The sequence below is a fragment of the Streptomyces sp. NPDC033174 genome, from assembly GCF_055577795.1.
The window spans coordinates 250,701-270,400 of record NZ_JBVIPQ010000007.1 but is presented as its reverse complement, the minus strand read 5'-3'; the positions used below and the strand labels follow the sequence as shown (position 1 = coordinate 270,400).

Genomic DNA, 19,700 nt, shown 5'->3' with positions numbered 1-19,700 from the left:
CGGCGTGTCGTTGGGGATTGATACCTCCCGGGTGCTAAGTCGGCGCCCTTTTCGAAGATTCCGCCCGCCGCGGTCCGGAGGGCGTGAAGGGAGCGTGTTGTGATGCGTACTCGGATGGGCTCCGTGGCCGCGCTCGTGGTGACCGTGTGCGGAATAGCCGCGCCCTCGGCTGCGGCCGCCCCGGTGAGCGACCAGGACACGATGTTCGTCAAGGCCGCGCACCAGGGCAACCTCGCGGAGATCGCCGCCGGGCGCGATGCGGAGAAGAACGCGACCAGTGCCTGTGTGAAGTCGGTCGGCGCGGTACTGGTGCGCGATCATGGCAAGCTCGACGCCGATGTGAAGACCCTGGCCGACAAACTGAGCATCGCGCTGCCCGCCGGCCCGACCCAGGAACAGCGGGACGAGCTCGCCGCGGTGCAGGCCAAGGCGGGGACGTCCGCCTATGACGCGGCCTGGCTGAAGCTTCAGGACACCGCCCACACCAAGACACTCGCGATGATCGACGACGAGCTCGAGGACGGCAAGAACGCCGAGGTGATCGCCGCCGCGCGGGCGGCGCGGCCGGTGGTGGCGATGCACCTCCAGATGGTGCAGGGCGGCAACTGTCACGCGGGCAAGGACGCGGGGATGGTCAAGGCCGGCAGCGGCGGGCAGCTGGCCGAGATGACCAACGACCCGCTCACCGTGGCCGGGGCCGTGAGCCTGGCCGCCGGCGGGATCCTCGCGGGCTTCGGCACCGCGTGGCTGATCCGCAGTCGGCGGCGGTCGACACAGGACCGTTGACGCGGGGCCCGGCGGGCCGCCGGGCGCTCGCGGCCACGGCGGCCGGCCTCGGCGCCATGGGCGTGGCCACCGGCTGGGCGATGGTGACGGGCCCGCATCCTCCGGGAGACGCGGGCGTGGTGCCGCCGACCGCGGTGGCCACCGTCGCGCCGGCCGGCCGGCCCGCCGCCTCACCGCCCCTGGAGGTCAGGGGCCCGAACGGCTTGCATGCCCCGCTCGTTCCGGTCGCCGCCACCGCCGACGGCGCGCTGGCGCTCCCCCGCGACACGCGCCGCGGCGGGTGGTGGGCGCTCGGGGCGCCGGCCGGAGCCGCCCGGGGCACCGTTCTCCTCGCCGGACATGTCGACACCCCCGAGGGGCTGGGGGCGTTCGCCGTCCTGCATGAGCTTCCCCTGGGCGCCGGCGTGGAGTTGGTCGCGGCCGACGGCCGCGCCCATCCGTACACGGTCGTCGCCCGCCGCACCTACGCCCAGCAGGCGCTCCCCCGTGACCTGTTCACCCGCGAGGGCGCCCACCGGCTGGTCCTCGTCACCTGCGCGGGGGAGTACGACAGGGAGGCGGGCAGCTACGACAGCAATCTGGTGCTGTACGCGAAGCCGGCGAGGCCGGACTGAGGCGGCGAGGGCCGTCCGCCCGTCCGCCCCGCCCCGATGCCCGCTCGTCCGCCCCCGACGCCCGGGCCGCGTCAGTCCGCCCCGTCTTGCCCGACGCCCGGGCCGCCCGTCCGCCCCTACACCCGTCGGCCCGTCCGCCCGTCCGCCCCTACACCCGTCGGCCCGTCCGCCCGTCCGCCCGTCCGCCCGTCCGCCCGTCCTCAGCCTCGGTACGTCTCCAGCAGCCGCAGCCACACCTCGCTCATCGTCGGGAACGCCGGGACCGCGTGCCAGAGCCGGTCGAGGGGGACCTCGCCCGCCACCGCGATCGTGGCCGCATGGAGGAGTTCGCCGACGCCCGGCCCGACGAAGGAGGCGCCGAGGACGATCTCGCGGTCCAGGTCGACGATCATGCGGGCGTGGCCCCGGTAGCCGTGGGCGTAGAGTCCGGCGCCGGAGACGGCGCCGAGGTCGTAGTCGACCGCGCGCACGCGGTGCCCGGCGGATTCGGCGGCGGCGAGGGTGAGGCCGACCGAGGCGGCCTCCGGGTCGGTGAAGACGACCTGCGGCACGGCGGCGTGGTCGGCGGTGGCCGCGTGGGCGCCCCAGCGGCCGGTGTCCAGCGGGCCCTTGCCCGTGGCGCGGGCGACGATCGCCCCGCCGGCGACGCGGGCCTGGTACTTGCCCTGGTGGGTCATGAGAGCGCGGTGGTTGACGTCTCCCACGGCGTAGAGCCAGTCGCTGCCCTCGACCAGGCAGCTGTCGTCGACGCGGAGCCAGGAACCCGGTTCGAGCCCGACGCTCTCCAGCCCGATGTCGTCCGTGCGCGGTGTGCGGCCGGTGGCGAACAGGACCTCGTCGGCCTCGATGTGGTCACCGCCCTCCAGGACGACGGTGACGGGTCCGGTGCCGCCGTCACGGACGACCGCGGCGACGGCGGTGTGCCGGCGGATGTCGGCACCGGCCTCGGTGAGGGCGTCGGCGATGTGCTCGCCGACGAACGGTTCCATCCGGGGCAGCAGCCCGCCGCCCCGTACCAGCATGGTGACCCGCGAGCCCAGGGCCTGCCACGCCGTGGCCATCTCCACGGCGACCACTCCCCCGCCGACCACGGCGAGCCGGCCGGGGACGTGCGCGGAGCTGGTGGCCTCACGGCTGGTCCAGGGTTTCGCGCCGGTCAGGCCGGGGAGCTCGGGCAGGGCGGCGCGGGTGCCGGTGCACACGGCGACGGCGTGGCGGGCGGTGAGGACGTGGTGCTCGCCCTCCGGGCCGGCGACGGTGACCCGGCGGGTTCCGTCGAGACGGCCGTGGCCCCGGTAGAGGCGGGCGCCGACGGATTCCATCCAGCCGGCCTGGCCGTCGTCCTTCCAGTGGGAGGCGTTCCAGTCGCGGTGCGCGAGGACGGCGGCGGTGTCCAGCGGGCCCTGGACGTCCTGGCGCAGCCCGGGGACCTTGCGTGCGTCGGCCCGCGCGAGGGCCGGGCGCAGCAGCGCCTTGCTGGGAATGCACGCCCAGTACGAGCATTCGCCGCCGACCAGTTCGCTCTCCACGACGGCCACATCGAGGCCCGCCGCGCGTGCCCGGTCCGCCACGTTCTCTCCCGTGGGCCCCGCGCCCAGTACCACTACGTCGTACTCCACCGCTCGCGTCATACCGCACAGTGTGGAGGGAGGTGTGCGCCCTGGCCACACGGGCAGCGGAATAGCGCGGGCCCGTGCGCCGTTGTGGGGGGCACGAGTCGGACGACGACCGGAAGAGGTAGGAAGCATGAGCACTGTCGAGCTCACCAAGGACAACTTCGATCAGATCGTGAGCGAGAACGAGTTCGTTCTGATCGACTTCTGGGCTTCCTGGTGCGGTCCGTGCCGTCAGTTCGCCCCCGTCTACGAGCAGGCGTCCGAGCGCCACGGGGATCTGGTCTTCGCCAAGGTCGACACCGAGGCGGAGCAGGAACTGGCCGCCGCCTTCGAGATCCGCTCGATTCCCACGCTGATGATCGTCCGCGACAACATCGCGGTGTTCGCCCAGCCCGGGGCCCTGCCGGAGGCCGCGCTCGAGGATGTCATCGGGCAGGCCCGCAAGCTCGACATGGACGAGGTGCGCAAGTCCGTCGAGGCGGCCAAGCAGGGATGACGTCCGCCGGGACCGGATGAAGGGCGCGTTCCCCCCGGGGGCACGCGCCCTTCTGCGTCAGCGCGTCCGTACTCGGCGCTCCCGTCGCCCCGGCCGAACGCGGCGGTCGCGCAGTCGGCCCGCCACCGGACTCAGCGCTCGAGGACGAGCGCCAGTCCCTGGCCCACGCCGATGCACAGCGCCGCCAGGCCCGTGCCCGACCCCGCAGCCGCCAACTGGTGTGCGACGGAACCGGCCAGCCGCGCGCCCGACGCCCCCAGAGGGTGTCCGACGGCGATGGCCCCGCCGCGCGGGTTGACCACGGCCGGGTCCAGCTCCGGCCACTCCGCGAGGCAGCCCAACGACTGTGCGGCGAAGGCCTCGTTGAGCTCGAAGGTGGTCAGGTCCTCGAAGGACCGGCCCGCCTTGGCGAGCGCCCGGCGGACCGCTTCCACCGGGCCGAGACCGAAGAGCTGCGGCTCGATCCCGGTGACGGCCGAGGCCCGGATCCGGGCGAGCGGCTCGCGCCCGTACTCCCGCAGCCCCTCCTCGTCGACCAGCAACAGTGCGGCGGCACCGTCGTTGAGCGGCGACGCGTTGCCTGCGGTCACCGTCCCGTCCGTACGGAACGAAGGCTTCAGCCGGCCCAGCGCCTCCAGGGAGGTGTTGTCGCGGATGCACTCGTCGCGGGCGAGGTCGACACCGTCGTACGGCACGACCTCGTCCTCGTACAGTCCCTTCGCCCACGCCTCCGCGGCCTTCTGATGGCTGGCGAGCGCGAACGCGTCCTGCTGCTCGCGGGTGATCGCGTGCTTGTCGGCGACCAGTTCGGCGCCCTCGCCGAGGGCGACGGTCCATTCGGCGGGCATCCGCGGGTTGGTCATCCGCCAGCCGAGCGTCGTCGAGTGGAGCTGCTGGTGGCCGGCCGGGAAGGCGCGTTCCGGCTTCTGCAGCACCCACGGGGCGCGGGACATCGATTCGACGCCGCCGGCGATCGCGACCGTGGCGTCGCCGAGCGCGATCGCGCGGGCGGCCTGGATGACGGCTTCGAGGCCGGAGCCGCAGAGCCGGTTGACGGTGACGCCGGGCACCGAGGCGGGCAGACCGGCGAGCAGGACGGCCATGCGGGCCACGTCCCGGTTGTCCTCGCCGGCGCCGTTGGCGTCCCCGAAGTACACGTCGTCGATCCTGGCCGGGTCGAGCGCGGGCGCGCGGTCGACGAGCGCCTTGACGACGTGCGCGGCCAGGTCGTCCGGGCGGACGGAGGAGAGCGCCCCGCCGAACTTGCCGATCGGGGTGCGGACGGCGTCGACGATGTACACGTCGCGGATGCTCATCGAAATCTCTCCCACAGGCCGCCGGGCGTTCGCCAGGTGAAATATCATTCAGGAATTGCGTCGCCCGAGTCTGCGTCGGGTGACGCCGCCTGTCAACGCCCTCGCACGGGAGTGAGTGGCTCCTGCACGCAACGGCCTCACCTCCTCGTGCCCAACGGTCGCGAGCCCTCGCTCAGCCGTCGCGGCCCTCCCGCGCCACCAGAGCCGTCAGCCCGTAGTCCAGCTCGGCGCCGTCCACGAGCAGCGCTTCCACGGTACGTGTCTCGGGGTCGATGTCGGCCACCAGACCGTGCCCCGCGTAGCGGGGATAGCCCGAGGCGCCCTTCTCGCCCGTGGCCTCGACGACCGCCGAGCGAATGGCACTGTCGCGGACGGACGCGTCGCCCCGGTCGTCCACGTGCTCGGATACCAGCAGGATCTCGAAGCGTTTCGGAACTGTGCTCATGGACGCGACGCTAAGCCGAGGCGGGCCCGTTCGCGCGCCGGATCGGCGATGCCTCCGGCGGCGGCCGCGTCAGGTGGACTCCCGCCGGACGGCCCGCGCGCCCATGAGATCGTGCCGCTCCCCCGTGCCCTCCGGGTCGCGGACCACCCGGTCGACCAGCTCGGCCAGGTGCTGCCCCGACACCATGTCGATCCGGACCGTACTGAGCCGGGGCCGCAGCAGTCTGCCCAGCAGCAGATCGTCGGAGCCGATCACGGCGGCTTCGCCGGGGATGTCGATGCCCGCGTCCTGCAGGGTGTGCATCAGGAGCATCGCGTACTCGTCGTTGTAGGCGAACACCCCGTCCAGCCCGAGATCACGCCAGCGGGCCGCGAGCGCGGCGGCCGACTCTTCCTCGTACCGCAGCCCAAGTGGCTCGATCACGGCATCCGTACCGCTCACGGCCCGGCGGGCGCCTTCGAGGCGGGGTTCGGAGAACATCTCCAGACCCGGCTCCCCTGGCATCACCACGCCGATCCGCCGCGCCCCGCGCTCCAGCAGATGAGTGGCCGCGCAGGCGCCGACCTCCCGCTGATCCATGACGAGGGAGTGGGCGCCCTCGACCCGGCCGGCACCGAGGGTGATGACGGCTTTCGCCCCGGAGCGCTTGAGGAGCTCGACTCCGTCCGGGGTCAGCGCGATCTCGCCGAGCGAGACCACCGCGACGGGGCGCAGCTCGGCCCAGGCGCGCGCGGCCTCGTCGCCGTCGAGGCCGAGGCTGCCGTACTGGACGACGGTGTAGTCGAGGCGCCGCAGAGCCCACTGGAGCTCATTGAAGAAGCGGCTGTAGAGGGGCCCCACCGGGATGTGCGCGGTGGGCAGCAGCACCATGCGGCTGTGGCCGGCCCGCAGGCTGCGGGCGGCCGCGTGCGGCACGTACCCGAGCTCCTCGGCGGCCGCCCTCACCCTGCGGCGGGTGGGCTCGCTGATCCGGACGGACGCGGTGTTGTTCAGTACGTACGACACGGTGGCCCGGGACACTCCCGCGAGCCGGGCGACGTCGGCACTGGTGGGGACCGCGCGCTCGGTCACGGGCCCGGGGCGCCCGGCCGGGTGACCGGGGAGCTCGGCGGGCTGTCCGGGTGCCGGACGGGAGGTCTGGTGGGGTGTCTGTCTCATCGCGCTCGGCATCCTTCCAGACCGGTGCGGGCCCGGATCTGGCGGATGGCCTGATTCGAGCGCCGGGGAACACCCGCCCCCGACGCGGGCGCACCCCGGCTCCGCCCGGGGCCGGAAGGCGTGTTCGACGCCCGCGTCCGCCGCCGGGACTCACCGGCCGATCCGGCCCGGCCGACCCGGTGTTGGCGAACGGAGGCCTCACGTCCTTCACGGCGGGGGCGCCGGGGTGCGCGCAGCGTCGTGCGCGAGCACAGGACTCGATCCGGAGCCGACCCGGCTGGTTCCACCGGCTGTCACACGGGCCTCCGCCGCTCTGGCCGACTCCGCGGCTGTCCCTGCGTCCGCGCCGCACAGCACGAAGCGAAGCGACCAGGGGCTACGCACCGCAGGACTTCGCCGACGACATCGTGGAAACGCTGCCCACCGGCGCCGAGTTGGCCATCGGCCACTCGCTGGGCGGTCTGACGCTCGCGTTCGCCGTGGAGCGGCTCGCGCCGCGGTGCGCGGTCTTCTCCGACCCGGCGTGGCATCTGGCGGGCGGCGAGGACGGCTTCCGGCCGGAGATGTTCGCCCGGGCCAAGGGGGTGACGGGTGAGCAGACCGGGGCGATGAACCCGCGGTGGCAGACGGCCGACGTCGGCATCGAGCTGGAGACGCTGAAGCTGTGGGACGAGCGGTCGGCGTACGGGCTCGAGCCGTTCGCCGGGGCGGACCTGCTGCCGGCGAAGCCGGCCGTACCGTCGCTGGTCACGCTCGCCGACCCGACCTTCCTGATCTCCGAGGCGAACGCCGGGGTCCTCAGGCAGAGGGGTTTCGAGGTCCGCACGGTGGCGGGGGCGGGCCACACGATCCACCGCGACGACCTCGACGGTTTCATGGCCTCGCTGGACGGCTGGATCTGAGCTCCGGGCCGGGCGCCGAAGTGGGCGGGCCGGGGCGTCGCCCGGCTCGTCCTCGGGTGAGGCGCCCGGTTCAGTCCGTGGGGCGCCGGTCCTCCAGGCGGCCGGTCCAGACGCGGGTGACCGCCGGGTGGGTGGTGTCGAGTTCGAGGCCGACACCTGGGGCGTCGGGCAGCGTGAGGCGGCCGTCGTCGACGCGTTCGGCGCCGTGGACCACATCGGACCGCCACGGGGCGTCCCCGAACGCGTACTCCATCGGTTCGGCCGTGGCACACACGGCGGTGAGATGGGCGGAGTGGAGCGTGGCGACCGGGCCGACGGGGTTGTGGACGGAGATCCGGGCGGCGGCCGCGTCGGCCAGGCGCCGGGCGCCCAACGTGCCGCCGGCGTGTTTGACGTCCGGCAGGAGCACGTCGATCAGCCCCTCCACGCGCCACACTTCGGCGGGGTCGCAGGCGTACTCGCCTCCGGCCAGCGGGATCACGGTGCGGGCGCGCAGCCGGGCCAGTTCCCGGGGGCGGCTGATACAGACGGCGTCCTCCAGCCAGTGGAGGCCGAGGTCGTCCAACGGGCCCAGCAGCGGCACGAGTTCGTCGAAGGTGAGCCGCTCGTGCGCGTCGGCGATCAGCAGGGTGCGCTCTCCGACGGCGTCCCGTACGGCCTTGAGCCGGGCGATTCCGAGCTGGGACAGCGGCAGTTCTCCCGGGGCATCGAAGGGAGCCACCTTCACGGCGCGGAACCCGTCGGCCAGTGCCCGCCCGGCGACGCCGGCGAGGTCCTTCGGGGTGCGCCCGCCGGGTGCACGGCCGAGGCTCGCGTACAGCTCGATCGGGCCGGGACGGCTGCCGCCCATCCACGACCACAGGGGCAGGCCTTCGAGGCGCGCGGCGAGATCGGTGCGGGCCTGCTCCATGCCGCCGCCGACGGTGACCCCCGCGAAGCACGACTCGACGGCGCGCCGGTCCGCGTCCGCGCACTCGGCGGCGTCCCGGTCGCCGGGATCGTTCGGCGCCGTTTCGGAGCACAGTCCATGCCGTACGGCCGTCTCGAGGACCGCGACCACCTTGGCGAGCGGGCCGGCGTCGGAGCACTCGCCGTATCCGTACAGCCCCTCCGCCTCGTCGGCGGAGAGCCGCAGGACCAGCCACTCTCTTCGCACGCCGGCCGCGATTCTGAAGAGCTCCCAGGTCTCGCCGCTCATGCCGTGGCACCGCCCGGGCGGCGGAGGGCGGCCGGGCGGCTCGCGAGCACCGCGGGCAGCACAGCGGACATCAGCACCGGCATCGGGGCGGACCGCGGGGCGGACGACGAGGTCTGCGCAGCGCCCCCGCGCATGGCTTCGGCTCGCATGGTGGGCGCTGCCCTCCCCCTTCCACTCGGTCGGTCGATTGCGGAAATTAAGTGACCGAGGTCGTGCGGACGCAAGCGCGGGGGGCCATCTATGTCACATCGCCCTGTCACCTCACCGCGGCACATTCGCCGTCCGGGAGTTTTCGGGGCGGGTGGTGCGGGCTCTACGGTGTGGCGGGTGACGATCTTCTCCAGTACCCCGAACCACCCGGGCCGGCAGGGCCCTTCCGCCACGACCGAGGCCGACCCGCTCGACGTGGGCCCGGTCCGCACCTCGTACGCCCCCGACCGGGACGGGGATCCGGACCCCGGTGAGATCGTGTGGACGTGGGTGCCGTTCGAGGAGAACGACGGCCGGGGCAAGGACCGTCCGGTCCTGGTGGTGGCCCGGGAGGCCGCCGGCACACTCCTCGCCGTGCAGCTCTCCAGCAAGCGTCACGACAACGACCGCGAATGGGTTCCGATCGGAGTCGGCGACTGGGACAGCGCCCGGCGCGAGTCATGGGTGGACATCGACCGGGTGCTGCGGGTCCATGAGGACGGGATGCGGCGCGAGGCGTGTGCGCTGGACCGGCGGCGGTTCGACCTCGTCGTGCTGCGCCTCGTCGAGCGCTACGGCTGGTCCTGACCTCGGCCGTCGCCGGCATCCGCCGCCTCCCTCAGTTCCGCGGCTCCCGAGAGCTTCCGGAGCTCCCGAACGCCGTCCGGAACGCGGCGAGCGTGGCGCCGCCCGCCGTCCGGTCGAGGACCGCGAAGACGATCTCGTCGAAGTGCCCCGCGAACCGGCCCTCCCCGGTGAGCAGGGCGCGAAAGGCCCCCGCCACCTGCGCCGGATCGTTGCGGAAGACCCCGCAGCCCCACGCCCCGAGCACCAGCCGCCGGTAGCCGCCGGTGACGGCTGTCTCCAGGACCCGCTCGGCCCGTGAGCCGAGCGCCTCGCCGATCCGGCCGGCGAGCTCGGGCGTGCGTGCGCGGATCACCCCGGCGTTGGGCGCGGGAGAGGTGAGGAACCCGACCTCGTACGGCGTCTCCAGGAGCCGTCCCCGGTCGTCGCGGAAGACGGGGACGCCGGGAGAGAGGATGACCCGGTCGGAGTAGAAGGGACTGCGGTCGTCCCGGTGGTGCGCGTAGAACTCGGGCGCCCTCAGCAGCGTGGCGTAGAGCGCGGAGCCCCGGCACACGGCCTCTTCCTGGGCCTGGGCGCCGTTGAGGTAGCCCCCGCCGGGATTGCGGGCGGAGGCGAAGTTCAGTACCCCGACGGGGCCGGGAGAGGTCCCGGTCAGACGCCGGGCGGCCTCCAGGCTGCTCTCGCCGGTCACCTCGACGACGGTCGTTCGGCCGGCGTCCGGGACGACGGGGAGCGGCTCGGGGCCGTACATGCGGGTCCGGGCCAGGGACGCGGCCAGCGCCGGCCCCAGCTCCACCTCGCGGCCTCCGGGGGCCCGGTAGCGGCCCGCTTCGACGATGGTCTCGGTCTCCTTGGCGATGCCGCGCAATCGTGCACTCATACCCGCGATCATTGCGGCACACGCCCCGGTCGAGCGATCTATTTTCCCAGCCCGGAGGCGATCGCGCGCGGCAACGAAAGGGCGCACTTGTGCGGTCGACGACCGTGGCCTTAGGTGGATTCAGCGCCGTTCGACTGGAGGAGCCGATCATGTCGCCCAGCGATGCAGATGAGGGCGGCCCGCCCCTCACCGAGGACGAGGCCGAGGATCTGCTGCGATGTATCTGCTTCAAGACGGGTCCGCCGCAGTCGGTGGGTGTTGAGGTGGAGTGGCTCGTCCATGAGCTGGCCGACCCCCGCCTGCCGGTTTCCGGCGCCCGTCTCGAGACCGCCATCGCCGGTCTCGCGAGCGTGCCACTGCGCTCGGCGCTCACCTTCGAACCGGGTGGGCAGCTGGAGCTCAGCTCACCTCCCGCCGCGTCACTGATGGAGTGTGTGGACGTCGTCTCGGCCGACTTGGACGCCGTACGGTCCGCACTGCGCCCGCACGGCCTGCGCCTGGACGGTCATGGCGTCGAACCCTGGCACGCGCCGCGCGGCCGGCTGCTGCGGGAGCCCCGGTACGACGCGATGGAGGCGTCCTTCGACCGGAGCGGCCCGGCCGGCCGGGCGATGATGTGCGAGTCCGCCTCGGTGCAGATATGCCTGGACGCGGGCCACGAGGAGCCGGGGCCGCTCGGCTACGGACGGCGCTGGCAACTGGCCCACCTCCTGGGGGCGGTGCTGGTCGCCGCGTTCGCCAACTCCCCGGTCCACGGCGGCCGCCGCACCGGCTGGCGTTCCACCCGGCAGTCGCTGTGGGCCGATCTCGACCCCCTGCGGGGCATGGCCCCGCCCCTCGGTGGGGACCCGCGGGCCGCGTGGGCCACGCATGTGCTGGACACCCCGGTGATGTGCGTACGGGCCGAGGAGGGGCCCTGGGAGGTCCCCGAGGGGCTGACCTTCCGCCGCTGGCTCCGCTCCGGGAACCGGCGCCCCCCGACCCTCGCCGACCTCACCTACCACCGGACCACGCTCTTCCCGCCGGTGCGGCCCCGGGGCCATCTCGAACTGCGCATGATCGACGCCCAGCCCGGCGACGACGGCTGGATCGTGCCGCTCGCCGTGACCGCCGCGCTGTTCGACGACCCGGAGGCGGCCGAGACCGTCTACCGGACGGTGAAGCCCCTCGCCGAGACGGCCGGCTCCCTGCCCGCTCCCCGCAACGACCTGTGGCGGCACGCGGCCCGGCGCGGACTCGCCGACCCGGAGCTGCACGCGGCCGCAGTCATCTGTTTCACCCTGGCGCTCGAGGCGCTGCCCCGGATCGGCGCCACCGCCGCCGTCCGGGACGAGGTCGCCGCCTTTCACGAACGCTATGTCGTCCGGGGGCGCTGCCCGGCCGACGACCCCTCCACGTACGCGTATCCGTCCGCGTCGCTCGCCCTCGGGAAGGACACCCGCTCATGACCGAACCGGAGAAGCTGCGGGAGCGGGCGCTCGAGGCGTTGACCACCGCCCGTGCCCGTACGGCCGTCCTCACCAGCTGCGTCGACGACCGTGATCTCACCGCGCAGCACTCGCCGCTGATGTCTCCGCTGGTGTGGGACCTCGCCCACATAGGCAACCAGGAGGAGCAGTGGCTGCTGCGGGACGTGGGGGGCCGGGAGGCGCTGCGTCCGGAGATCGACTCCATCTACGACGCCTTCCAGCATCCCCGGGCGCTGCGGCCGACACTGCCGTTGCTGGCCCCGGCCGAGGCGCGGGCGTACGCCTCCGATGTGCGCGGGCGGGTGCTGGACATCCTGGAGAGGGTGCCGCTGGAGGGCCGTCCGCTGACCGACGCGGCCTTCGCGTTCGGGATGATCGCGCAGCACGAACAGCAGCACGACGAGACGATGCTGATCACCCATCAGCTGCGCCGGGGGCCCGCCGCGCTGTCCGCGCCCGAGCCGCCCGGAGCCGGTGACCTGACCTCGCTGCCGGCCGAAGTGCTGGTGCCGAGCGGGCCGTTCACCATGGGCACGTCCACGGAGCCGTGGGCCCTGGACAACGAGCGTCCCGCTCACGCCCGCTTCGTTCCGGCGTTCCACATCGACACCGTGCCGGTCACCAACGGCGCCTACCAGCGCTTCATCGACGACGGCGGGTACACCGACGAGCGGTGGTGGGCGGCCGAGGGCTGGGAGCAGATCCGCAAGCACGACATCGCCGCGCCGCTGTTCTGGCACCGCGAGGGCGGGCAGTGGATGCGCCGCCGCTTCGGGGTGACCGAGCCTGTACCGGCGGACGAGCCGGTGCTGCACGTGAGCTGGTACGAGGCCGACGCGTACGCCCGCTGGGCGGGCCGCCGGCTGCCGTCGGAGGCGGAGTGGGAGAAGGCGGCCCGTCACGACCCGGTCGCGGGCCGTTCCCTGCGCTACCCGTGGGGCGATGCCGACCCGACTCCCGAGCACGCCAATCTGGGCCAGCGGCATCTGCGGCCGGCTCCGGCCGGGAGCTATCCGGCCGGAGCCTCACCGCTGGGCGTGCGGCAGCTGATCGGTGATGTGTGGGAGTGGACGTCCAGCGACTTCCTGCCCTACCCGGGCTTCGCCGCGTTCCCGTACCGCGAGTACTCGGAGGTCTTCTTCGGCAGTGCCCACAAGGTGCTGCGCGGCGGGTCGTTCGCCGTCGACCCCGTGGCCTGCCGGGGCACCTTCCGCAACTGGGACCTCCCGGTCCGCCGCCAGATCTTCTCGGGCTTCCGCACCGCGAGAGATCCGGAGGCCTCCTGATGTGCCGCCATATCGCCTATGTGGGAGCGCCGCTGCGGCTCGGCGAGCTGCTGGTGGAGCCGGAGCACGCGCTGTGGCGGCAGTCCTGGAAGCCGCGCCGCCAGAGCCACGGAACCGTGAACGTCGACGGATTCGGCGTCGGCTGGTACGTGGAGGACGACCCGGTGCCCGCCCGGTACCGTCGCGCCGGACCGATCTGGGGCGACCCGTCGTTCGCCGACCTGGCCCGGGTGGTGCGCAGCGGCGCACTGCTGGCCGCCGTGCGCGACGCGTCGCGGCCCAGCGCGGACGGGGAGGCGGCGGTCGCCCCCTTCGCCGACGGGCGATGGCTGTTCAGCCACAACGGCGTGGTGAAGGACTGGCCGGACTCGATGGCCCCGCTCGCGGGCCGTCTGTCCCTCACCGAGCTGCTGTCCCTGGAGGCACGCTGCGACGCGGCGCTGGTCTGGGCGCTCGCCCTGCACCGGCTGCGCGCCGGCGAGGACGCGGGCCGGGCGCTGGCCTCGACCGTGCTGGACATCGCCCAGGCGGCGCCCGGCTCACGGCTCAATCTGCTGTTGACCGACGGCCGGACGATCACGGCGACGACCTGGGGGGACACCCTCTCCTATCTGGCCGGGCCCGGCGATCGCATGGTCGTCGCGTCGGAGCCGTACGACGACGATCCGCTCTGGCGGGAGGTCCCCGAGCTCACCGTGCTCACCGCCACCCGTACCGATGTGTCCCTCACCCCGCTCAAGGAGCTTGCTGCGTGAGCCCGTTCCTGCTGACCCGCACCCTGCCCGAGGACGCCACCGGCGCGGACCTGCGCGCCGATGTCCTGCACGGCCTGACCCGCATGCCCAAGGAGCTGCCGCCCAAGTGGTTCTACGACGCGCGGGGCAGTGAACTGTTCGAGGAGATCACCCGGCTGCCCGAGTACTACCCCACGCGCGCCGAGCGGGAGATCCTCATGGAACGCGCGCCGCTCATCGCGGCCGCCACCGGCGCGCGCACGCTCGTGGAGCTCGGGTCGGGGTCGTCGGAGAAGACCCGGTTCCTGATCGACGCGCTGCTGCCGGAGCTGGACGGCTATGTGCCGGTGGATGTGAGCGAGAGCGCCCTGCGGGGTGCGGCGGAGTCGCTGCTGGCCGAGCGCCCGGGGCTGCATGTGCACGCGCTGGTCGCCGACTTCACCCGGGGGCTGGCGCTGCCGGGCACGGCGGGGCCCCGTCTGGTGGCGTTCCTGGGCGGCACGATCGGGAATCTGCTGCCCGTCGAGCGCGCCGCGTTCCTCGGTTCCGTACGCTCGCTGCTCACTCCCGGGGACGCGCTGCTGCTCGGCACGGATCTGGTGAAGGACGAGGCGACGCTGGTTGCCGCGTACGACGACGCGGCCGGAGTGACGGCCGCCTTCAACAAGAACGTCCTGTCGGTGATCGACCGGGAGCTGGGCGCCGACGCGGACCCGGACGACTTCGATCATGTGGCGGTGTGGGACGCGGAGCACGAGTGGATCGAAATGCGGCTGCGGGCCCGCACCGCGCTGACGGTGAAGATTCCCGAGCTGGGCCTGGCGGTGGCGTTCGAGGCCGGTGAGGAGATGCGTACGGAGGTGTCGGCGAAGTTCCGTCAGGAGGGCGTGAGGGTGGAGCTGGAGGCGGCCGGGATGGAGCTGACGCACTGGTGGACCGACGAGGAGGAGCGGTTCGCGCTGTCACTGGCGATGGCGCGCTGAGCGGCGCGGGCCAGTGAACGACGGTCGGTGTGGCGGCCCGCGGGGATCGGGGGCAGGATCCGGATCTCCGCGGTGAGCCGGCCGGTGAGCACGGTCCGCCACAGCGAGGCGGCGAGCGGGTCGTCACCGACGAACGCGGCCGGACCGGTCGGTGTGTAGGCGAGGCGTACGGGCTGGACCGGGACGCCCGCGTCGAGGGCGGCCTGGAAGGTGGCCGGCCGGAAGCGGCCGCGCTCGCGGCCGCACCAGGTGGAGCCCTCGGGGAAGACGACGACGCGTGAGCCGCTCGCCAGCGCGTCCGCGACGCGGCGCACGGCGGCGGGCAGGGCGCGCAGCCGGTCGCGGTCGACGAAGAGGGTGCCGCCGAGGGCGGCGAGGGGGCCGAGGACGGGCCAGGCGCGGACCTCGGTCTTGGCCAGCATCCGGCCGGGCAGGACCGTGGCGAGCAGCGGGATGTCGAGCCAGGAGATGTGGTTGGCGACGACCAGCGACGGTGCGCCGGTGGCCGGCGGGGGCCCGGTGACGCGGATCCGGACGCCGAAGGCGCGGACCACCGCCCGCGTCCACGCGCGGGTCAGCCGGAGCCGGGCTCCGCGGGTCAGCAGGGCGGTCGCGGGCGCGAGGAGCAGCCCGAGCAGGACGGTGGCGAGTCCGGCCGTGAGCCGCGCGGCGGCGAGCGGATGAGCGGCCGCCGGTCCCTCGGCACGCGCACAGCTGCCCGGCGTGCAGGGCGCGGTGGGCAGCCAGGGAGAACCGGTCCCCGGCCCGGTCATCGCACGGGGGCGAGGGAGAGGAAGTGGCGCAGATAGCGGGGGTTGGTGCGGCGCAGCGAGAGCAGGACGTACAGGTCGGCGACGCCGAAGTCGACGTCGTGGGCGGGAGCACCGCAGACCCAGGCGCCGAGCCGCAGGTAGCCGCGCAGGAGCGGGGGCGGTTCGGTGCGGCCGGCGGGCCGGGCGATGCCGTTGGGGGACCAGAGCCTGTGCGGTGTCACCCAGTACTCCTCGGGGGCGAGGTGCTTGTCCCTGACCACGTCCCAGGTGCCGGCGGCGAGGGAGCCCCCGTCGGCGAGCGGTATCGAGCAGCAGCCGGCCAGCCAGGTGTGACCGGTGCGGGTCATGTAGCGGGCGAGGCCGGCCCAGACGAGGGCGATCACGGCGCCGTTGCGGTGGGCGGGGTGGACGCAGGAGCGGCCGACCTCGACGAGGTCGTCGCGGATCGGGTCGAGCCGGGCCAGGTCGAACTCGCCCTCGGAGTAGAGGCGTCCGGCGATCCGGGCCCGGTCGGGCGGCAGGACCCGGTAGGTGCCGACCACCTCTCCGGTGGCTCCCTCCCGTACGAGGACGTGGTCGCAGTAGGCGTCGAAGGCGTCGATGTCGAGGCCGGGTTCGGGCCCGTCGAGGCGGGCGCCGAGTTCTCCGGCGAAGACCAGGTGGCGCAGCCGCTGGGCCGCCCTGACCTCGTCCTGGTCGCGGGCGAGGGAGACGACATAGCGGGGCTGGGCGTCGGTGGGCGGTGCGAGAAGGGCGGCGGTCGGTGCGGACATGGCGGGCTCCTCCGGCGGACGGAAGGGGACGTGAGGGGCGGGCCGCGGGTGCGGCGGCCCGGCTCCTTACTTCTTCCGTGACCGGCTGGATTCGACATGACGGCCCGGCGGATCGGGGATGTGCGACGGCTGAATGACCGGATTTCCGGCGCTGGGAGCCCGCGCCGGGTGGGGACGGTCAGTCGGCGAGCGCCCTGGTGATCTTCGCCGACGCCACCTGTGCGGCGCGCCTGGGGTCCTGTCCTTCGAGTACGGCGGTCATGTACGGCTTGATGGGGTTGTCCGCCTCCACGGTGGCCCACTGGGGCGAGTTGGGCGTGGCCCGGCCCCGGACGGCGCCGGCGGCCATGGCGGCGGTCGCTTCCTCGCCCCCGACGACGGACGCCAGCGACGTCTTGTTGGGGACGTAACTCATGGTGCGGGCGAGGTCGGACTGCCACTGCTCGCCCGCCAGTTCCTCGACGACGTCGACGGCCGCGCCGCGGTCGGGCGCGTTCTCGGGGACGATCAGGTCGGAGCCTCCGGTGAACACCGCGCACGGCGCGGCGGCGGTCTTCCCGGGGATGGGGAAAAAGCCCAGCTTGTCCGCGAGGGCGGGGTTCTTCTTCTGGATGAGGGCTGCGGCGCCGGGCGTGGAGATGATCTGGGCGACCCGGCCCCCGGCGAAGACGTCGGACTGCGGCGGGGTCTGCTCGTCGGCGTTCTTGGGGCCGGCGCCGAGCGACTGGAGTTCCTTGTAGAAGTCCATGCCCTTGAGGGCCGCGGCGCTGTCCAGCGCGCCGGACCAGTTGCCGCCCCGGTCCACCGCGAGCTCCCCGCCCTCCTCCCAGATGAAGCCGGCGAGGGTGTACCAGTCCTGGCCGGCGAGGTAGATGCCCTGGGTGCCGCCGGAGTTGAGCCTCTCGGTGTCCTTGAGCCACTGCGCGCGGGTCCTCGCCGGGTTCTCTATCCCCGCCCGGGCGTAGAGGTCCTTGTTGTAGACGACGACACGGTTGGCCGCGTACCAGGGGATGCCGTACTGCGCGCCGTCGATGCTGCCCGGCTGGGCGAGGCCGGGCAGCCAGTCCTCGCGGCCCAGGTCGCGCATCGATTCGAGGGTGAGGTCGAAGAGCCGGCCCGTCTCGGCGTACTGCGCGACCTGGGTGTTGCCGACCTCGATGACGTCCGGACCGCCCTCGCCCTCAAGCGCGGCCGTGACCTTCTTTCCGATGCCGGTCCACTCCTGGAAGGTGAACCGCAGCTTCACGGACGGGTGCTCGGCCTCGTAGGCCTTCGTGAAGCGGGCGAGGAAGTCGTCGGTGACGCTGTCCTTCATCAGCCAGACGTCGACCGTGCGCGCCTTCGCGCCGCCGCCCGGGAGGAGCCCGCATCCGGTGAGCGCGGCGGCGGAGACGAGCGCGAGCGGACAGAGGAGAGAGCGCTTCTTCACGTGGGTCACCTTCTGCGTTTCAGCATGGGAGGACGGACCCGACGTGGGGGGGTCGAACAAAACGTTCGTACGGGCGTGTGGCCTGGATTCTGGTCTGGACCAACGGGGTGGTCAAGTCCCGGAATGCATGGTTCTGCCAGGCGGATGGGCCCGCGACCACTCCGTCCACCATCCCGCCGCCGATGAATCGCGCACCTGGGCGGGGTGGGGCACGGTGGAGTGACACCCGCGACCGCGGCGCTCGCGACAGAGAGGCGGACCCCATGTCCCACCACACCTACCGTGTCACCGAGATCGTCGGGACCTCCCCGGAGGGCATCGACCAGGCCATCCGCAACGGCATCGCCCGCGCCTCGGAGACCGTGCGCGCGCTGGACTGGTTCGAGGTGACCCAGATCCGCGGCCACATCGCGGACCAGCAGATCGCGCACTACCAGGTCGGCCTGAAGGTGGGATTCCGTCTGGAGGACGGCGCCGGGGCCGGTACCTGATCCGCAGGTGCCGGATCTCAGGTACGGCCCTGGTTCTCCTGGGCGTCCTTCAGCTCCTGCGAGGGCGCTCCCCAGCGGGCGCGTACGACCGGGAACCCGGCGCGCTCGGCGGCCTCGCACACCAGCTCGTCGTCGTCGACGAACATATGGACCTCCCGGTCGCGGGCGAGCGCGTTCAGGATCTCCAGCTTCGTGGTGCGGGCGGGCCGCCGGTCGTGGTTGCGCCGCATATGGATCCTGCCCTCGGGAAGGCCCTGCGCGGCCAGCCAGGTCACCGTGTCCCGGCGGCAGCGCTCCGGCCTGCCCGTGAGGTACACGACCTCGCACTCCCGCGCGGCTTCGAGGCAGAGCGCCACGCCCTTGTCCAAAGGCGGATCCTGCGGCGCCGCCGCGAAGAACGCGTCCCAGTCGCGCGGTCGCCTCTCCAGGAAGTGCTGGCGGTGCCCGGAGTCGGAGAGCGTCATGTCCAGGTCGAATACGGCCACTGGCCTGCTGTTTCGCGTCACGCCCCGAGCTTAGGGAATCCCCGGGCGGCGCAGGCGTTGAACCGGGCGTGAGCTCTCTTCTCGCTTCGACCCGGTTCTCCGTCCTCGACCGTTCACGCACCCGCGAGGGGCAGGACGCTCCCGGGGCACTCCGGGACACCGTCCGCCTCGCCCAGGAGCTGGAGGGGTACGGCTACCACCGCTTCTGGGTCTCGGAGCACCACAGCGTGCCCGGTGTCGCGGGGTCCGCGCCGACCGTCCTTGCGGCGGCCGTCGCTGCCGCGACCTCGGTGATCCGGGTCGGCACGGGAGGGGTGATGCTGCCCAACCACCAACCCCTCGTCGTGGCCGAGCAGTTCGGCGTCCTGGAGTCGCTCTTCCCGGGCCGGATCGACATGGGTCTGGGCCGGTCGGTCGGGTTCACGGACGGCATACGGCGGGCCCTGGGCCGGGACAAGAAGGACGCCGACGACTTCGCCGGGCAGCTGGCCGAGCTGCTCGGCTGGTTCACCGGCGACCAGACGGCCCATCCGCAGGTGCACGCCCGCCCGGCCGAGGGCCTGCGGGTGCCGCCGTACGTCCTGGCCACCGGCGAGGGAGCGGCCATCGCAGCCGCCGCGGGTCTTCCGCTGGTGATCGGCGACCTGCGGAGCCGTGACAAGCTCCTCACGGCCCTCGACGCCTACCGTGCGGGCTTCCGCCCCTCCGTCTGGTCCGACGAGCCTCATGTCACCGTGGCGGGGACGGTCGCCGTCGCCGGGACCGAGGAGGAGGCGCGGCGGCTGCTGATGCCGGAGGCGTGGTCGCTGGCGTACTCGCGGACGCACGGCGTCTTCCCGCCGCTGGAGTCTCCCGAGCGGATCGAGTCCCTGGCGATGTCGGAGAAGGAGCGGGGATTCTACGAAGCCGGGCTGCGCGGACACATCCATGGCACCGAGGAGCAGGTCCGCGAGGCGCTGGAGCAGGCCGTGAAGGAGACCGCGGCGCAGGAGATCCTGGTGACGACCAGCACGTACGACCGGGGGGCGCTGCTCGACTCGTATCGGAGGATCGCCCGGATCGCGGGCCTGACCAGCACGGACACCTAGA

Annotated in this window: 21 protein-coding genes; 11 read left to right on the top strand and 10 right to left on the bottom strand. The window is 73.2% G+C overall.

Annotation, left to right across the window (positions count from 1 at the left end; translation table 11 throughout):
* Nucleotides 1-102: 102 nt before the first annotated feature.
* Together ACZ5VC_RS23205 and ACZ5VC_RS23200 are read left to right on the top strand one after the other, a co-directional pair.
* Nucleotides 103-786, top strand: coding sequence for a DUF4142 domain-containing protein (locus ACZ5VC_RS23205; protein WP_469121939.1), 684 nt, complete (start codon nucleotides 103-105; stop codon nucleotides 784-786).
* Nucleotides 783-1,400, top strand: a complete 618-nt coding sequence (locus ACZ5VC_RS23200; protein ID WP_469121938.1) for a class F sortase — start codon at nucleotides 783-785, stop codon at nucleotides 1,398-1,400. Before ACZ5VC_RS23205 ends, ACZ5VC_RS23200 begins: the two co-directional genes overlap by 4 nt.
* A 200-nt stretch (nucleotides 1,401-1,600) precedes the next feature.
* Here the strand turns inward: ACZ5VC_RS23200 and ACZ5VC_RS23195 are convergent, their stop codons facing one another.
* A complete protein-coding gene (locus tag ACZ5VC_RS23195) occupies nucleotides 1,601-3,031 on the bottom strand; it encodes a dihydrolipoyl dehydrogenase family protein (RefSeq protein WP_469121937.1) in 1,431 nt (476 codons plus the stop codon).
* A 115-nt stretch (nucleotides 3,032-3,146) separates the two neighbouring features.
* On the opposite strand from ACZ5VC_RS23195, the gene trxA reads away from it, so the two are divergent.
* A complete protein-coding gene (gene trxA / locus ACZ5VC_RS23190) occupies nucleotides 3,147-3,512 on the top strand; it encodes a thioredoxin (RefSeq protein ID WP_469121936.1) in 366 nt (121 codons plus the stop codon).
* A 131-nt stretch (nucleotides 3,513-3,643) separates the two neighbouring features.
* Here the strand turns inward: trxA and ACZ5VC_RS23185 are convergent, their stop codons facing one another.
* The 3 genes from ACZ5VC_RS23185 to ACZ5VC_RS23175 all read right to left on the bottom strand — a co-directional run bounded on the left by ACZ5VC_RS23185 (nucleotide 3,644) and on the right by ACZ5VC_RS23175 (nucleotide 6,431).
* A complete protein-coding gene (locus ACZ5VC_RS23185) occupies nucleotides 3,644-4,828 on the bottom strand; it encodes a thiolase family protein (RefSeq protein ID WP_469121935.1) in 1,185 nt (394 codons plus the stop codon).
* Between the two features lie 172 nt (nucleotides 4,829-5,000).
* The gene (locus ACZ5VC_RS23180; protein ID WP_469121934.1) at nucleotides 5,001-5,273 is read right to left on the bottom strand and encodes a hypothetical protein; all 273 of its coding nucleotides are present in this window, start codon (nucleotides 5,271-5,273) and stop codon (nucleotides 5,001-5,003) included.
* A gap of 69 nt (nucleotides 5,274-5,342) precedes the next feature.
* Nucleotides 5,343-6,431, bottom strand: coding sequence for a LacI family DNA-binding transcriptional regulator (locus tag ACZ5VC_RS23175; RefSeq protein WP_469121933.1), 1,089 nt, complete (start codon nucleotides 6,429-6,431; stop codon nucleotides 5,343-5,345).
* A 407-nt stretch (nucleotides 6,432-6,838) separates the two neighbouring features.
* On the opposite strand from ACZ5VC_RS23175, the gene ACZ5VC_RS23170 reads away from it, so the two are divergent.
* On the top strand, nucleotides 6,839-7,333 hold the full coding sequence (locus tag ACZ5VC_RS23170; RefSeq protein ID WP_469121932.1) for an alpha/beta hydrolase: 495 nt from the start codon (nucleotides 6,839-6,841) through the stop codon (nucleotides 7,331-7,333).
* 70 nt (nucleotides 7,334-7,403) lie between these two features.
* Here the strand turns inward: ACZ5VC_RS23170 and ACZ5VC_RS23165 are convergent, their stop codons facing one another.
* Nucleotides 7,404-8,531, bottom strand: a complete 1,128-nt coding sequence (locus ACZ5VC_RS23165; protein WP_469121931.1) for an enolase C-terminal domain-like protein — start codon at nucleotides 8,529-8,531, stop codon at nucleotides 7,404-7,406.
* 318 nt (nucleotides 8,532-8,849) lie between these two features.
* Between ACZ5VC_RS23165 and ACZ5VC_RS23160 the strand changes: the two genes are divergently transcribed.
* Nucleotides 8,850-9,308 carry a type II toxin-antitoxin system PemK/MazF family toxin gene (locus tag ACZ5VC_RS23160; protein ID WP_469121930.1) on the top strand — a complete coding sequence of 153 codons (459 nt, stop codon included), beginning with the start codon at nucleotides 8,850-8,852 and terminating at the stop codon, nucleotides 9,306-9,308.
* 31 nt (nucleotides 9,309-9,339) lie between these two features.
* Here the strand turns inward: ACZ5VC_RS23160 and ACZ5VC_RS23155 are convergent, their stop codons facing one another.
* Complete coding sequence (locus tag ACZ5VC_RS23155; RefSeq protein WP_469121929.1) at nucleotides 9,340-10,188, bottom strand: TIGR02452 family protein; 849 nt, start codon at nucleotides 10,186-10,188, stop codon at nucleotides 9,340-9,342.
* 149 nt (nucleotides 10,189-10,337) lie between these two features.
* Here ACZ5VC_RS23155 and egtA point away from each other — a divergent pair, with 149 nt between their 5' ends.
* The 4 genes from egtA to egtD are packed head-to-tail and all read left to right on the top strand — an operon-like array spanning nucleotide 10,338 to nucleotide 14,660.
* Nucleotides 10,338-11,636, top strand: a complete 1,299-nt coding sequence (gene egtA / locus ACZ5VC_RS23150) for an ergothioneine biosynthesis glutamate--cysteine ligase EgtA (protein ID WP_469121928.1) — start codon at nucleotides 10,338-10,340, stop codon at nucleotides 11,634-11,636.
* Nucleotides 11,633-12,943, top strand: coding sequence for an ergothioneine biosynthesis protein EgtB (gene egtB, locus ACZ5VC_RS23145; RefSeq protein ID WP_469121927.1), 1,311 nt, complete (start codon nucleotides 11,633-11,635; stop codon nucleotides 12,941-12,943). Before egtA ends, egtB begins: the two co-directional genes overlap by 4 nt.
* Nucleotides 12,943-13,698 carry an ergothioneine biosynthesis protein EgtC gene (gene egtC / locus ACZ5VC_RS23140; RefSeq protein WP_469121926.1) on the top strand — a complete coding sequence of 252 codons (756 nt, stop codon included), beginning with the start codon at nucleotides 12,943-12,945 and terminating at the stop codon, nucleotides 13,696-13,698. The genes egtB and egtC overlap by 1 nt, the downstream gene beginning before the upstream one ends.
* Entirely contained in the window at nucleotides 13,695-14,660 is a 966-nt protein-coding gene (egtD, locus tag ACZ5VC_RS23135) for an L-histidine N(alpha)-methyltransferase (protein ID WP_469121925.1), read from the top strand. Before egtC ends, egtD begins: the two co-directional genes overlap by 4 nt.
* Here the strand turns inward: egtD and ACZ5VC_RS23130 are convergent.
* From ACZ5VC_RS23130 to ACZ5VC_RS23120, 3 genes are all read right to left on the bottom strand, one after another.
* Nucleotides 14,555-15,433: a lysophospholipid acyltransferase family protein gene (locus tag ACZ5VC_RS23130; RefSeq protein WP_469121924.1), complete on the bottom strand. Its 879-nt coding sequence runs from the start codon at nucleotides 15,431-15,433 to the stop codon at nucleotides 14,555-14,557. The two genes, egtD and ACZ5VC_RS23130, sit on opposite strands and share 106 nt — an antisense overlap.
* Nucleotides 15,430-16,206: a GNAT family N-acetyltransferase gene (locus ACZ5VC_RS23125; protein ID WP_469121923.1), complete on the bottom strand. Its 777-nt coding sequence runs from the start codon at nucleotides 16,204-16,206 to the stop codon at nucleotides 15,430-15,432. Before ACZ5VC_RS23125 ends, ACZ5VC_RS23130 begins: the two co-directional genes overlap by 4 nt.
* Before the next feature lie 178 nt (nucleotides 16,207-16,384).
* Nucleotides 16,385-17,635 carry an extracellular solute-binding protein gene (locus ACZ5VC_RS23120; RefSeq protein ID WP_469121922.1) on the bottom strand — a complete coding sequence of 417 codons (1,251 nt, stop codon included), beginning with the start codon at nucleotides 17,633-17,635 and terminating at the stop codon, nucleotides 16,385-16,387.
* 263 nt (nucleotides 17,636-17,898) lie between these two features.
* Between ACZ5VC_RS23120 and ACZ5VC_RS23115 the strand changes: the two genes are divergently transcribed.
* Nucleotides 17,899-18,126 carry a dodecin gene (locus ACZ5VC_RS23115; RefSeq protein ID WP_469121921.1) on the top strand — a complete coding sequence of 76 codons (228 nt, stop codon included), beginning with the start codon at nucleotides 17,899-17,901 and terminating at the stop codon, nucleotides 18,124-18,126.
* 17 nt (nucleotides 18,127-18,143) lie between these two features.
* On the opposite strand, the gene ACZ5VC_RS23110 is transcribed toward ACZ5VC_RS23115, so the two are convergent.
* Entirely contained in the window at nucleotides 18,144-18,632 is a 489-nt protein-coding gene (locus tag ACZ5VC_RS23110; protein ID WP_469121920.1) for a phosphatase domain-containing protein, read from the bottom strand.
* 47 nt (nucleotides 18,633-18,679) lie between these two features.
* Between ACZ5VC_RS23110 and ACZ5VC_RS23105 the strand changes: the two genes are divergently transcribed.
* Nucleotides 18,680-19,699 carry an MsnO8 family LLM class oxidoreductase gene (locus tag ACZ5VC_RS23105; RefSeq protein ID WP_469121919.1) on the top strand — a complete coding sequence of 340 codons (1,020 nt, stop codon included), beginning with the start codon at nucleotides 18,680-18,682 and terminating at the stop codon, nucleotides 19,697-19,699.
* The last annotated feature ends 1 nt before the right edge of the window (nucleotide 19,700 follow it).